General features: G+C 65.1%; 14 protein-coding genes and 1 pseudogene. 8 read left to right on the top strand and 7 right to left on the bottom strand.

The features are described from left to right. Window positions 1-11: 11 nt before the first annotated feature. The 5 genes from AB4Z51_RS30550 to AB4Z51_RS30530 form a co-directional block, all read right to left on the bottom strand. Window positions 12-1214: a vWA domain-containing protein gene (locus AB4Z51_RS30550; protein ID WP_071912469.1), complete on the bottom strand. Its 1203-nt coding sequence runs from the start codon at window positions 1212-1214 to the stop codon at window positions 12-14. A 140-nt stretch (window positions 1215-1354) separates the two neighbouring features. Next, a complete protein-coding gene (locus AB4Z51_RS30545; protein WP_014494196.1) occupies window positions 1355-2263 on the bottom strand; it encodes an AAA family ATPase in 909 nt (302 codons plus the stop codon). Between the two features lie 62 nt (window positions 2264-2325). Further along, window positions 2326-3132: an FAD binding domain-containing protein gene (locus AB4Z51_RS30540; RefSeq protein ID WP_441498638.1), complete on the bottom strand. Its 807-nt coding sequence runs from the start codon at window positions 3130-3132 to the stop codon at window positions 2326-2328. Window positions 3133-3164: 32 nt separating this feature from the next. Further along, window positions 3165-3650: a (2Fe-2S)-binding protein gene (locus AB4Z51_RS30535; RefSeq protein ID WP_441498637.1), complete on the bottom strand. Its 486-nt coding sequence runs from the start codon at window positions 3648-3650 to the stop codon at window positions 3165-3167. Between the two features lie 135 nt (window positions 3651-3785). After that, a complete protein-coding gene (locus AB4Z51_RS30530; RefSeq protein ID WP_063982407.1) occupies window positions 3786-4232 on the bottom strand; it encodes an SRPBCC family protein in 447 nt (148 codons plus the stop codon). Between the two features lie 169 nt (window positions 4233-4401). Here AB4Z51_RS30530 and AB4Z51_RS30525 point away from each other — a divergent pair, with 169 nt between their 5' ends. From AB4Z51_RS30525 to AB4Z51_RS30515, 3 genes are all read left to right on the top strand, one after another. Beyond that, the gene (locus tag AB4Z51_RS30525) at window positions 4402-5757 is read left to right on the top strand and encodes a 3-carboxy-cis,cis-muconate cycloisomerase (RefSeq protein ID WP_441498636.1); all 1356 of its coding nucleotides are present in this window, start codon (window positions 4402-4404) and stop codon (window positions 5755-5757) included. Window positions 5758-5832: 75 nt separating this feature from the next. Beyond that, window positions 5833-6615, top strand: coding sequence for a 3-oxoadipate enol-lactonase (pcaD, locus tag AB4Z51_RS30520; protein ID WP_166091455.1), 783 nt, complete (start codon window positions 5833-5835; stop codon window positions 6613-6615). Window positions 6616-6629: 14 nt separating this feature from the next. Further along, entirely contained in the window at window positions 6630-7022 is a 393-nt protein-coding gene (locus tag AB4Z51_RS30515) for a carboxymuconolactone decarboxylase family protein (RefSeq protein WP_039152041.1), read from the top strand. Here AB4Z51_RS30515 and AB4Z51_RS30510 read toward each other — a convergent pair. Together AB4Z51_RS30510 and AB4Z51_RS30505 are read right to left on the bottom strand one after the other, a co-directional pair. After that, window positions 6984-7520 (bottom strand): hypothetical protein, encoded by a 537-nt coding sequence (locus tag AB4Z51_RS30510; protein ID WP_441498635.1) that lies wholly within the window; start codon window positions 7518-7520, stop codon window positions 6984-6986. The two genes, AB4Z51_RS30515 and AB4Z51_RS30510, sit on opposite strands and share 39 nt — an antisense overlap. Window positions 7521-7701: 181 nt before the next feature. Beyond that, window positions 7702-7872 carry a hypothetical protein gene (locus tag AB4Z51_RS30505; RefSeq protein WP_208087590.1) on the bottom strand — a complete coding sequence of 57 codons (171 nt, stop codon included), beginning with the start codon at window positions 7870-7872 and terminating at the stop codon, window positions 7702-7704. Between the two features lie 287 nt (window positions 7873-8159). On the opposite strand from AB4Z51_RS30505, the gene AB4Z51_RS30500 reads away from it, so the two are divergent. From AB4Z51_RS30500 to AB4Z51_RS30480, 5 genes and pseudogenes are all read left to right on the top strand, one after another. Next, entirely contained in the window at window positions 8160-9077 is a 918-nt protein-coding gene (locus tag AB4Z51_RS30500) for an ABC transporter permease subunit (protein WP_028147449.1), read from the top strand. Window positions 9078-9087: 10 nt separating this feature from the next. Beyond that, the gene (gene livM / locus AB4Z51_RS30495) at window positions 9088-10407 is read left to right on the top strand and encodes a high-affinity branched-chain amino acid ABC transporter permease LivM (protein ID WP_135215446.1); all 1320 of its coding nucleotides are present in this window, start codon (window positions 9088-9090) and stop codon (window positions 10405-10407) included. Window positions 10408-10445: 38 nt separating this feature from the next. Further along, window positions 10446-10880 (top strand): annotated as a pseudogene (locus tag AB4Z51_RS30490) (ABC transporter ATP-binding protein); the annotation flags it as partial. Continuing rightward, window positions 10877-11620: an ABC transporter ATP-binding protein gene (locus AB4Z51_RS30485; RefSeq protein WP_166342483.1), complete on the top strand. Its 744-nt coding sequence runs from the start codon at window positions 10877-10879 to the stop codon at window positions 11618-11620. The pseudogene AB4Z51_RS30490 and the gene AB4Z51_RS30485, both read left to right, overlap by 4 nt. 162 nt (window positions 11621-11782) lie before the next feature. After that, a complete protein-coding gene (locus AB4Z51_RS30480) occupies window positions 11783-12901 on the top strand; it encodes a branched-chain amino acid ABC transporter substrate-binding protein (RefSeq protein ID WP_028147453.1) in 1119 nt (372 codons plus the stop codon). The last annotated feature ends 43 nt before the right edge of the window (window positions 12902-12944 follow it).

Here is a 12944-nt window from a genome sequence, read left to right as displayed (position 1 = left end):
GGCTTAACCTCTCAAGCTGCGGAACGGATCAGGCTGCGGTGATGCGGCGGCAGCGGCCGGGAGAGCGTCGTGATCAGCTCCTGGATCGAACTCAAATTATGTACCGGGCGGAATTCGTCAACGTGCGGGAGCATCATTTTGATGCCCTGGGCCTTGGCCTCGAAGCCGCCGAACCGCAGAAGCGGGTTGAGCCAGATCAGCCGGCGGCAGGACCGGTGCAGCCGGTCCATCTCGAAGGCGAGCCTGGAATCGGCCTCCCGCTCCAGCCCGTCGGAGATCAGCAGCACGATGGCGCCCTGGCTCAGCACCCGCCGCGCCCACAATTTGTTGAAGTTGTGCAGCGAGGCCGAAATCCGGGTGCCGCCGGCCCAGTCCTCGACCGAGGCCGAGCAGCTCGCCAGCGCCTCATCGGGGTCGCGCTGGCGCAGCGCACGGGTGACGTTAGTCAGCCGCGTGCCGAACAGGAACACCGAGACGCGCTTGCGGGCGTCGCCGATGGCGTGGAGAAAGTGCAGGAACAGGCGGGTGTACTCGCTCATCGAGCCCGAGATATCGAGCAGCGCGACGATCGGCGCCGGCTTTTCGATGCGCCCGAGGCGATGGATGTCGATGATGTCGCCGCCGGTGCGCAAGGACGCGCGCAGCGTGCGGCGCAAATCGAGACGAAGCCCGCGGGGATCGGGCCGGTGCCGGCGCGTCAGAAGCTCGGCCTGCGGCAACCGCATCCGCTCGACGGCGCGGAGCGCTTCGGTGATCTCAGCCGCGCTCATCTGGGCAAAATCCTTCTTCTGAAGGATCTCCTTGTCGGAGACCGACAGGCGCAAATCCTGCTCCTGGTGCTGCGGCGTCTCCGTCATCCGCGGCTGCGACATCGCCTCCTGCACGCGGCGGGAGCCGGCCTGCGGTTTCTTTTTGGCCTGCTCCGGCAACGGCACCGAATCCAGCATGTGCTTCCATTCTTCCGAGGCGCGGAAGAACAGGTTGAAGGCCTGCCTGAAGATCAGCGCATGCTCGTGGCGCTTGACGAAGATCGCTTCCAGCGTGGTGAAGACGTCAGCGCGGTTGCCGATGTCGATCACCTGCAGCGCGCTCATGGCATCGATGACGGCCCCCGGCCCGACCGGCATGCTGGCTGCACGCAACGCGCGGGCGAAGCCGACGATGTTGTCGGCGAACTGCTCGGTCTGGTCGGGCGCAAGGTGGTTGATGGCCATGGTCTCGTATCCATCCCCTCGTCATTCCGGGGCGCGCCACTTGGCGCGAGCCCGGAATCCATACTCCCGATCGTGGTTATGGATTCCGGGCTCGACGCTGCGCGTCGCCCCGGAATGACGGGAGTACTAGTGACGCAAGATCAATTCTCGCTCGTCGCTTCCTTCAGCACCTTTTGCAGGGTGTCGCCCTGCATCCGGGTGATGTCGTCCTGGTACTTGAGCAGCGCGCCCAGCGTGTCGCCGACCACTTGCGGGGTCAGCGAGCGGGCATCGAGCTCCGACAGCGCTGTGGCCCAGTCGATGGTCTCGGCGACGCCAGGCGACTTGTAGAAATCCTGGTTGCGCAGCGCCTGGACGAAACGCACGACCTGCTGCGAGAGCTTGGCAGAGATGCCGGGCACGCGCGTCTTGACGATCGCGAGCTCGCGCTCGGCTTCGGGATAGTCGACCCAGTGATAGAGACAGCGCCGCTTCAGCGCGTCATGGATCTCGCGCGTGCGGTTGGAGGTGATGATGACGATCGGCGGATGCGGCGCCTTCACGGTGCCGAACTCGGGGATGGTCACCTGGAAGTCGCTGAGGATTTCGAGCAGGTACGCCTCGAACGCCTCGTCGGCGCGGTCGAGCTCGTCGATCAGCAACACCGGCGGCCCGGCGACGTCAGGCTCCAGTGCCTGAAGCAACGGCCGCTTGATCATGTAGCGGTCGGCGAAGATGTCGGACGAGAGCTGATCGCGATCAGTGTCGCCGGCGGCTTCCGCCATCCGGATCGCAATCATCTGTGCGGCGCTGTTCCACTCGTAGACGGCGGACGAGACGTCGAGGCCCTCGTAGCACTGCAGGCGGATCAGCTTCCGCCCCAGCGCCGCCGACAGCACCTTGGCGATCTCGGTCTTGCCGACGCCGGCTTCGCCCTCCAGGAACAGCGGCCGGCCCATGCGCAGCGACAAATAGGTCACCGTCGCCAGCGATCGCTCCGCGAGATAACCGCGCGAAGTCAAGAGTTCGAGCATCGCATCGACCGATGCCGGCAGGGCCGTGAGAGTCATGAAAAAGCCAGTCTCGCTACGCCCTCACCGGGGACAAGTTTGGGCCGAGGCGTGAGGTTCACTCACTCCTTGGCGTTGGCGGCATCGAGGGCACGCCGCGTCAGCACCCCGATGAGATGCGCGCGGTATTCGGCGCTGCCGTGGATGTCGCTGTTGAGGCCTTCCGCCGGCACCTCGATGCCGTCGAGCGCCTTCGCGGCGAAGCGCTTCTTCAGGGCTTCCTCGAACGCGGTGACGCGGAACACGCCTTCGGAGCCGGCACCGGTGACGGCAACGCGCACGTCCGATGGACGCCGCGCCACGAACACGCCGACCAGCGCATAGCGCGAAGCCTGGTTGCGGAACTTGATGTAGGCCGCCTTCTTCGGCAGCGGGAACATCACCTTGGTGATGATCTCGTCGGCKTCGAGCGCCGTCGTGAACAGGCCCTGGAAATACTCTTCCGCCTTGAGGCGGCGCTTGTTGGTGACGATGGTAGCGCCGAGCGCGAGCACCGCGGCCGGATAGTCCGCGGTCGGATCGTTGTTGGCGAGAGAGCCGCCGATCGTGCCCTTGTGGCGCACGGCGGGGTCGCCGATCTGGCTGGCAAGATTGGCCAGCGCCGGGATCGCCTCACCGACGATCGCAGAGCTTGCGACCTCGGCATGCCTGGCGGTGGCGCCGATCACGAGCGCGCGGCCCTTCATCTCGATCGTGTTGAGCCCCTCGATATGGGAGAGGTCGACCAGATGCGGGGGGCTGGCGAGACGCTGCTTCATGACAGGAATCAGCGTGTGGCCGCCGGCGATCACCTTGGCGTCTTCGTTCTTCACCAGGAGGTTGGYCGCCTGGCGAACGGTCCCAGGGCGATGGTATTTGAATTCGTACATCTGAATGTCCTGATCGCAGAATGCGCGCGCGGTTAGGCGAGATCGGATTTCGCCATCGCCTTGGCGCCGGCGGAGATCGAAGCGACGATGTTCTGGTAGCCGGTGCAACGGCAGAGATTGCCTTCCAGCTCCTCGCGGATGGTGGGGTCGTCGAGCTCGTGGCCCTTGCGATGGACGATGTCGATCGCCGTCATGATCATGCCCGGCGTGCAGAAGCCGCACTGCAGGCCATGGTGCTCGCGGAAGGCCTCCTGCATCGGATGCAGCGGAGCGCCGTCGGCGGCCAGTCCCTCGATCGTCTTGACCTCGTGGCCGTCGGCCATCACGGCCAGCGTGGTGCAGGACTTCACGGCCTTGCCGTCGAGATGCACGACGCAGGCGCCGCACTGCGAGGTGTCGCAGCCGACATGGGTGCCGGTCAGGCGCAGATTCTCGCGCAGGAACTGCACCAGAAGGGTGCGGGGATCGACGTTGGCCGTGACAGGATTGCCGTTCACGATGAGGGAGATTTTTGCCATAAGCACTCTCTATCAGCGCCCCGACGGGTCCCGTCGAAGCGGTTCTTATAATTATTCCAACCCATCATATGGGCCATTATGCCCGGGGGCAACATCGCCCCGGATGCAAGGCGCCATGCCGAAAGGCGATAGCCTTCAGCCCTGTACCGCTTTGGCGAAGTTCGCGAAAAATTCGTCGGCCAGTTTCTTGGCGGCGCCGTTGATGAGGCGCTGGCCGAGCTGCGCCAACTTGCCGCCGATCTGCGCCTCGACCTCGTAGGAGAGCAGCGTACCGCCGTCCTTCTCCGCGAGCTTGACCACAGCGCCGCCCTTGGCGAAGCCGGCCACCCCGCCCTCGCCTTCGCCGGAGATCTTGTAGCCGTTCGGCGGGTCGAGATCGGAGAGTGTGACCTTGCCCTTGAAGCGCGCCGACACCGGCCCGACCTTCATTTTCGCCGTCGCGCGAAAGCCGCCGTCGTCGGTCTTCTCCAGCTCCTCGCAGCCGGGGATGCAGGCCTTCAGCACCTCGGGATTGTTGAGCTTCTCCCACACGGCCTCGCGCGGCGCCGCAAGCTGGACTTCGCCGTTCATCGTCATGGCCATGGGGTACCTCCCGGATGCTTCGCTATACGCTGCTCAAGTAACGCACGGAGGCGGCAAAGGAAAGAGCGGCCCCCGGCCACGTGCAATGCATATTCGCAACTGCAAAAAGCTGTGCGCTGATGGTTTGGGATTGGCAGAGCCGGGGCATGGTGATTAGGTCCCGCGCAACATGAGCACAGCCCTCTCCCCCCTGCTCGCGCCGATGCTGTCGAGCCCAGCCATGCGCGCGGTCTGCGACGACCGGTCGACCCTCCAGAACATGCTCGATTTCGAGGCAGCCCTGGCACGCGCCGAGGCCGCCACGGATGTGATTCCCGCATCCGCGGTGGGCCCGATCGAAGCTGCGTGCAGGGCCGATACCTTTGACATGGCCGCTCTGGGCGAGGCCGCGACGCGATCCGGCAATCTCGCGATTCCCCTGGTCAAGGCGCTGACTGCCAATGTCGGCAAGGCCGATGCGGAGGCCGCGCGCTACGTCCATTGGGGCGCGACGAGCCAGGACGTCATCGACACCGCGACCATGCTCACGCTTCGCGCCGGCATCGATGCGCTCGATGCCGATCTCAGCCGCGCCATCAAGGGCTTTGCCGCCCTTGCGCGGAGCCATCGCAACACCGCCATGGTGGCGCGGACCTGGCTCCAGCACGCGCTGCCGATGCCGTTCGGGCTCAAGGCCGCGGAATACGCATCAAGCCTCGCCCGCGCCCGCTGCCGCCTGCGGCGGCTCTCCCGCGAGGGCCTTGCGCTGCAATTCGGCGGTGCCGCCGGCACGCTCGCGGCCCTCGGCGACAAGGGGCTCGTCGTTGCAGAGCGATTGGCGCAGGAGCTCAACCTGCCGCTGCCGGAAGCGCCCTGGCACACCCATCGCGACCGGATCGCGGAAGCCGCATCATGCTTTGCGATTCTCGCCGGAAGCTGCGGCAAGATCGCGCGCGACGTCTCGCTGATGATGCAGACCGATGTTGGCGAAGCGTTCGAGCCCGCCGGCGAAGGCCGCGGTGGCTCCTCGACCATGCCGCACAAGCGCAACCCTGTCGCGGCCGCGAGCGCGCTGGGCTGCGCAACCATGGCGCCACAGCTCGCCGCGACGATCTTCGCAGCCCAGGTGCAGGACCATGAGCGCAGCGCCGGCCCCTGGCACGCGGAATGGCCGACGTTGCCGCAATTGATGCTGGTCACCTCGGGCGCGCTCGCCGCCATCCTCGACATCGCCGAGGGCCTCGACGTCGATGCCGCGCGCATGCGCAGCAATCTCGATGCGACGCATGGGCTCATCATGGCGGAAGCCGTTACGTTTGCGCTGGCCGACAAGATCGGCAAGAGCGATGCGCATCATCTGATCGAGGCCGCGAGCAAGCGCGCGGTCGCCGAGAAGAAGCATCTGCGCGAGGTTCTCGCGGCCGATTCGCTGGTCACGGCGCATCTTTCGCCGGAAAAAATTGCGGCATTGTTCGAGCCGATGGCCTATCAAGGGGCTTCCCAAGCCCTGATCGACCGGCTGCTCGACAGCCTCGAGCGCGATTAATTGTTTGAGCATGATCTTTTTCGGAAAACCGCTCCACACTTTTCCGGATCATGCTCCAGAACGGAGACGCCCAGCATGCCCATGATCGATGCCGACGGTTGCCTGATCAACGTCTCCGTCGAGGGCCGCGACGGCGGGCCGACCTTGATGCTGTCCAACTCGCTGGGCTGCACGTTGCAGATGTGGGAGCCGCAGATGAAGGCGTTGACGCAGGTGTTCCGCGTCATCCGCTACGACCGCCGCGGCCACGGCAAGTCCAACGTTCCGCCTGCCCCCTATACGATGGAGCGCTTCGGCCGCGACGTGCTGGCAATCCTCGACGACCTCAACATCGAGAAGGTGCATTGGTGCGGCCTGTCGATGGGCGGCATGGTGGGGCAATGGTTAGGGGCCAATGCGCCGGAGCGGTTCGGCAAGCTCATCCTCGCCAACACCTCCTGCTACTACGCCGAGCCGACCAAATGGCTGGAGCGCATCGACGCCGTGAAGAAGGGCGGCATCGCGGCGGTGGCCGATGCCGTGATCGCGGGCTGGCTGACCCAGGATTTCCGCGAGCGTGAGCCGCAGATCACGGCGAAGATGAAGTCGATGCTGCTCGCCTCCCCCGTCGAGGGCTATCTCGCCTGCTGCGAGGCGCTGTCGACGCTCGATCAGCGCGAGATGCTCGCCAAGATCAAGAGCCCGACGCTGGTGATCGCCGGCCGCCACGACATGGCGACGCCGATCTCGGCGGGTGAATTGATCCGCTCCAACATTCCCGGCGCCAGCATGACCATCATCGACGCCGCTCACATTTCCAATGTCGAGCAGCCGCACGCCTTCACCGACGCGGTGGTGGGTTTCCTGACGCAGCGCTAGCCGGAGAAAAAAACATGGACGACCAGAAGCGCCGCGATGCCGGCATGAATGTGCGCCGGAAGGTGCTGGGCAATGCCTGGGTCGACAAGTCGATCGCGGGCCGCAATGCCTTCAACACCGACTTCCAGGACATGATCACGCGCTATGCCTGGGGCGAGATCTGGACGCGACCGCATTTCGACGAGCGCACGCGGCGCGTGCTCGTGATCGGCACCATGGTCGCACTGGGGCAATGGGACGAATTCCGCCTGCATGTGCGCGCGGCGCTCGCCGAGGGCGGCTTCACCCCCGACGACATCAAGGAAATCCTGCTTCAGCAGGCAATCTATTGCGGCGTGCCGGCGGCGAACCACGCCGTCAAGGAAGCCTCAGCGATTGTGCAGGAGCTCGGCCTGCTCAAGAGCTAGCGGCGCGGCGGTCTCGACGGCCTCCCGAACGTTCTTGGGCGCCGGCGCGGGCCGTTCAATCACCACCACGATGGCAGCGCCGAGCAGCAGCAGGAGCTCGGTGGCATGCAGCCGGAGCGCGGCCATCTCGCCGACCTTCGAGGCCATCAACATGCTCGTAAACGAGATGAGGCTGCCGATCGCAAGCGCAATGCCGAGCGCCTCGTCGGTGCCGCCATTCTTGCGGACGCGGGGAATGCAAAGAAGCGCGAGATAGATGGCAAAGAACGCCACCACCGTCAGCCGGCCCAGCGCCAGCAGCCAGGCGGCACGCACCGTGCTCATCCCCGCCATCTGAAGATGGTCGCTGAGGAACAGCGCCACCGCGACACTCGGCCGCTCGTAGAGGCCGTGCACCGGTGCCACCATGATGTTGAAGGCCACGAGCGTCCAGGCCGGGATGAAATAGGCCGCCAGCAGGGCGCCGTTGACCGAACCGATCCGCCAATTCCTGAACATGCCGCTTCCCGCTTCGCTCGCTGCGCGCCTTCCATGGAAAGGCTTTGCCGAGGAGCTAACTCGCATCAGACCATGGCGGCAATTTAAACCCTTTGTTTACCTTAACCGGCCCACCGGGCGGCGCGCCCAAGGAAAAAGCCCCGCCTCCCGGCGGGGCCCTCTTCACGTCCGGGCTCCGAAACTACTTGTCCTGACCGTGCTGGCCGCCCTGTTGCTGGCCGGGCTTCTCGCCCTGGCGCTGCGGATCCTGCTGCTGCTGTCCGGGTTTCTGCCCGCCGCCCTGCTGCTGCCCGGGTTTCTGGCCGGGGTTCTGAGTCTGCTGGCCCGGATTCTGATCTTGCTGCTTCGACATTTGGGGGAACTCCCTTGTTGGAGCTCAGAGGAGAGACAACGGCCGGGATTCAGTTTGGTTGCTTTGCGGAACCCGGTTCCTCGCACCTGCGGAACCGAAATGACGTCCGTAACGAAATGACCACTGTACAAGCCTTTGTGCCGAGGCATGGCCAGTTGCAGCCGCCAGTTCCCTCCTGTTACAAAACGGGAAGAATGCTTAGGGGCTGCCGGGGCCCGAGAAGAAACTCGCAGAAACTCTCTCTCGAAGAGCTCCCTTTGAGCCGCGTCAGGTGGTAACGGCAGCCCATGGATTATTTCGCCCAGCAGCTCATCAACGGTCTCGTTCTGGGCTCGATCTACGGCCTGATCGCGATCGGCTATACGATGGTCTACGGCATCGTCGGCATGATCAATTTCGCCCATGGCGATGTCTTCATGATCGGCGGCTTCATCGCCCTGATCACCTTCCTGATCCTGATCTCGCTCGGCCTGACCGCGATCCCGGTGATCCTGCTGGTGGTGCTGCTGGTGTCGATGGCGATCACCGCGCTCTATGGCTGGACCATCGAACGCATCGCCTACCGGCCCCTGCGCCATTCCTTCCGCCTCGCCCCGATGCTGTCGGCGATCGGCATGTCCTTCGTGCTGACCAATTACTCGCAGGTCGCGCAGGGCGCCCGCGTCAAGCCGATCCCGCCCTTCATCACGGGCGGCTATACGCTGCACGAAAGCGCGGACGGTTTTGTGATCCAGCTCTCCAACATCCAGATCATGGTGGTTCTCACCACCATCGTGCTGCTTGGGATCTTCACCTGGCTGGTGTCGCGCACTCGGCTCGGCCGCGACATGCGGGCCTGCGAACAGGACCAGACCATGGCGGCGCTGCTCGGCGTCAACGTCGACCGCACCATCTCCATGACCTTCGTGATCGGCGCCGCACTCGCCGCGGTCGCGGGCCTGATGTACCTGCTCTATTACGGCCTGGTGGATTTCTTCATGGGCTTCGTCGCCGGCATCAAGGCGTTCACCGCGGCGGTGCTCGGCGGCATCGGCTCGCTGCCTGGCGCCATGCTGGGCGGTCTCGCGATCGGCCTGATCGAGACGTTCTGGTCGGCCTATTTCTCGGTCGAGTACAAGGACGTCGCGGCGTTCTCGATCCTGATCGTCGTGCTGATCTTCATGCCGACCGGCCTGCTTGGYCGTCCCGAAGTCGAAAAAGTCTGACGGTCGCCGCGTGACAGTTCTCTCGAGCAATACGGCCAAACCAGCAACGGACATCCCCGCTCTGCTGAAGACGGCCTTCGTCAACGCCCTGATCGCGCTGGTGCTGTTCTCGCTGATGGTCGGCGTCCGCACCGAAGCGGGTTCCGACGGCCAGCTCACCTATTGGACCCGCTTCGGCGAGGTCGCCTCCCTCGTTGCCGCCGTGTTCGGCGGCTCGATCGTGCTCGGGCTGTTGCGACAGTGGATCGGGTCCAGCGGCACCGACAAGCTGGTGCCACCGGCTGTACGCAGCGGCATGTCGTTTCTGGGCCGCTACCTGGCGCCCGCACTTCTGATCTTCACGGTGCTTGTGCCGGTGATCTTCTATGACCAGCGCTATATCCTCGACCTCGCGATCCTCGTGCTCACCTATGTGATGCTGGGCTGGGGGCTGAACGTCGTGGTCGGGCTCGCCGGCCTGCTCGATCTCGGCTACGTCGCCTTCTACGCGGTGGGCGCCTATTCCTACGCGCTGCTGGCCACCAATTTCGGCTGGTCGTTCTGGGTCTGCCTGCCGCTTGCCGGCATCCTCGCCGCGTTCTGGGGCGTGCTGCTCGGCTTCCCCGTGCTGCGCCTGCGCGGCGACTATCTCGCCATCGTGACGCTCGCCTTCGGCGAGATCATCCGCCTCGTCATCATCAACTGGCAGAGCCTCACCGGCGGCCCCAATGGCGTCTCCAGCATTCCCCGCCCCTCGTTCTTCGGCATCCCGCTGGACAACAGCGACAACGGGCTCGCCGCCAGGCTCGGCATCGAATATTCGCCGACCCAGCGCATCGTCTTCCTGTTCTACCTGATCCTGGCGCTTGCGCTGCTCACCAACTGGGTGACGATCCGGCTGCGCCGCCTGCCGATCGGCCGCGCCTGGGAGGCCTTGCGCGAGGACGAGGTCGCCTGCCGCGCGCTCGGCATCAACACCACGACCACCAAGCTCACGGCGTTCGCGACCGGCGCCATGTTCGGCGGCTTTGCCGGTGCGTTCTTCGCGACGCGCCAGGGCTTCATCAGTCCGGAATCCTTCACCTTCCAGGAATCGGCGCTGGTGCTCGCCATCGTCGTGCTCGGCGGCATGGGCTCGCAGCTCGGCGTCGCGCTCGCCGCGCTCGCCATGATCGGCGGCTTCGAGCTGTTCCGCAGCCTCGAGACCTACCGCATGCTGGTGTTCGGCATGGCCATGGTGCTGATCATGATCTGGCGGCCGCGCGGCCTGATCGGCCATCGCGCGCCGACCGTGTATCTGACCAAGGCGCAGGCGATCTCCTCCGACCTCGTCAAGGAAGGGCACGGATGAGCGGCGACAAGATTAGCGACAAGATTCTTGGCGTCGATCGGCTGGCCGAAAAGCGCGCGATCGACCTCGCCACCGACTGGCTGAAGCGGGTCAATTTGCTCGACCGCGCCGACGATGCCGCCGGCAATTTCGCCTATGGCGACCAGCGCAGGCTCGAGATCGCGCGCGCGATGTGCACCGAGCCCGCGCTTTTGTGCCTGGACGAGCCCGCCGCAGGTCTCAACGCGCGCGAGAGCGCAGCCTTGAGCGAGCTCCTGCTCTCGATCCGCAACGAGCTCGGCACCTCGATCCTGCTGATCGAGCACGACATGTCGGTCGTGATGGAGATCTCCGACCACATCGTGGTGATGGACCATGGCGTCAAGATCGCGGAAGGCTCTCCGCGCGAGATCCGCGACGATCCCAAGGTGATCGCCGCTTATCTCGGCACCGACGAGGAAGAGGCCGTGGCCGTGATGGAGAGCGGGTCGTGACGTCGGCGTCCACTCCCCTGCTCTCGATCCGGGGCCTGCGCGCGGCCTACGGCAAGATCGAGGCGCTGAAGGGCGTCGATGTCGAGATCAGCGCCGGCGAGATCGTCGCGCTGATCGGCGCCAACGGCGCCGGCAAGTCGACGCTGATGATGACGATCTTCGGCAAGCCGCGCGCCCGCGCCGGCCATATCCTGTACGAAGGCCGCGACATCACCGACGTTCCCACCCATGAGATCGCCCATTTGCGCATCGCGCAATCGCCGGAAGGCCGCCGCATCTTCCCGCGCATGAGCGTGGCGGAAAACCTCCAGATGGGGGCGGACGCCACCGGATGCACCGACGCCGAACGCGAGGCCACGCTGCAACGCGTGTTCACGCTGTTCCCGCGCCTGAAGGAGCGCTACGCCCAGCGCGGCGGAACGCTGTCCGGCGGCGAGCAGCAGATGCTGGCAATCGGCCGCGCTCTGATGAGCCGCCCCCGCCTGCTTCTGCTCGACGAGCCCTCGCTCGGGCTGGCGCCGCTGATCGCGCGCCAGATTTTCGATGCGATCCGCACCCTGAACCGCCAGGACGGCCTGACGGTCCTGATCGTCGAGCAGAACGCCAACCATGCGCTGAAGCTCGCCCATCGCGGTTACGTCATGGTCAACGGCCTGATCACGCTGGCCGGGACCGGCGCCGAGTTGTTGCAGCGCCCCGAGATTCGCGCCGCCTACCTGGAAGGCGGCCGGCACGGCTGAGGCTGCCCCGACGGCGGAGCCCGTGCGGCCGAATGTGGCGAGATATCTCCGCCAATGCCCGTATTTTGCCGGTGACTTCTCCCGAGATTCATTCAAGAATGGCGCCGGTTTGGACCGGGCGTACCCGGCAACTTCCACAGACGACCACCCGCGAGGTATCTCATGAAATCACTGAAGCTCATCGGTCTGGCATTCGGCGCGTCGATCGCGCTATCGAGCGCGGCGTTCGCGCAGGATGTCACCGTCGCAGTCGCAGGCCCGATGACCGGCGGAGAGTCCGCCTTCGGCCGCCAGATGAAGAACGGCGCCGAGATGGCCGTGGCTGACATCAACGCCGCCGGCGGCGTCAACGGCAAGAAGCTCGCGCTCAACGTCGAGGACGACGCCTGCGACCCGAAGCAGGCGCGCTCGATCGCCGAAAAGATCGCCGGCGCGAAAATTCCGTTCGTGGCCGGGCACTATTGCTCGTCGTCGTCGATCCCCGCCTCCGAAGCCTATGCCGACGGCAACGTGCTCCAGATCACGCCGGCCTCGACCAATCCGAAGTTCACCGATAGCGGACTCTGGAACGTGGCGCGCGTCTGCGGCCGTGACGACCAGCAGGGCTTGGTCGCGGCGCAGTACATCGCCAAGAACTACAAGGGCAAGAACATCGCGATCCTCAACGACAAGACCACCTACGGCAAGGGTCTCGCCGACGAGACCAAGAAGGCGCTCAACAAGGCCGGCATCACCGAGAAGATGTACGAGTCCTACAACAAGGGCGACAAGGACTTCAACGCGATCGTCTCGCGCCTGAAGCGCGACAACATCGACCTCGTCTATGTCGGCGGCTATCATCAGGAGAGCGGCCTGATCCTGCGCCAGATGCGTGACCAGGGCCTCAAGACGATCCTGATGGCCGGCGATGCGCTCGCCGACAAGGAGTACGCCTCCATCACCGGTCCGGCCGGCGAAGGCACGCTGTTCACCTTCGGTCCGGATCCGCGCAACAAGCCGACCGCGAAGAAGATCGTCGACGCCTTCAAGGCCAAGAACATCGACCCCGAGGGCTATACGCTCTACACCTACGCGGCGATGCAGGTCTGGTCGCAGGCGGCAAAGAAGGCCGGCACCACGGATGCCAAGAAGGTCATGGCGGCGATCAAGGCCGGCAAGTGGGACACCGTGATCGGCCCGATCGAGTATGACGCCAAGGGCGACATCAAGCAGCTCGACTATGTCGTCTACAAGTGGGACGCCAAGGGCGGCTACGCCGAGATCAAGGGCAACGGCACCTGAGACAGGATGCCTGACCTTTTAATCAGATCAATCCAACGCCCCG

Source organism: Bradyrhizobium sp. 2TAF36, from assembly GCF_052114925.1.
In the GTDB taxonomy this organism is placed as follows: Bacteria; Pseudomonadota; Alphaproteobacteria; order Rhizobiales; family Xanthobacteraceae; genus Bradyrhizobium; species Bradyrhizobium barranii.
The sequence above is the reverse complement of the archived record's forward strand: the minus strand, read 5'-3'. Positions and strand labels throughout refer to the sequence as shown.

Coding starts and splice junctions, on each gene's coding strand:
- AB4Z51_RS30510 (WP_441498635.1), bottom strand. CDS start 7,520: ATGTTCAGGAATTGGCGGATCGGTTCGGTCAACGGCGCCCTGCTGGCG.
- AB4Z51_RS30505 (WP_208087590.1), bottom strand. CDS start 7,872: ATGTCGAAGCAGCAAGATCAGAATCCGGGCCAGCAGACTCAGAACCCC.
- AB4Z51_RS30535 (WP_441498637.1), bottom strand. CDS start 3,650: ATGGCAAAAATCTCCCTCATCGTGAACGGCAATCCTGTCACGGCCAAC.
- AB4Z51_RS30550 (WP_071912469.1), bottom strand. CDS start 1,214: ATGGCCATCAACCACCTTGCGCCCGACCAGACCGAGCAGTTCGCCGAC.
- AB4Z51_RS30530 (WP_063982407.1), bottom strand. CDS start 4,232: ATGGCCATGACGATGAACGGCGAAGTCCAGCTTGCGGCGCCGCGCGAG.
- AB4Z51_RS30525 (WP_441498636.1), top strand. CDS start 4,402: ATGAGCACAGCCCTCTCCCCCCTGCTCGCGCCGATGCTGTCGAGCCCA.
- AB4Z51_RS30545 (WP_014494196.1), bottom strand. CDS start 2,263: ATGACTCTCACGGCCCTGCCGGCATCGGTCGATGCGATGCTCGAACTC.
- AB4Z51_RS30515 (WP_039152041.1), top strand. CDS start 6,630: ATGGACGACCAGAAGCGCCGCGATGCCGGCATGAATGTGCGCCGGAAG.
- AB4Z51_RS30480 (WP_028147453.1), top strand. CDS start 11,783: ATGAAATCACTGAAGCTCATCGGTCTGGCATTCGGCGCGTCGATCGCG.
- pcaD (WP_166091455.1), top strand. CDS start 5,833: ATGCCCATGATCGATGCCGACGGTTGCCTGATCAACGTCTCCGTCGAG.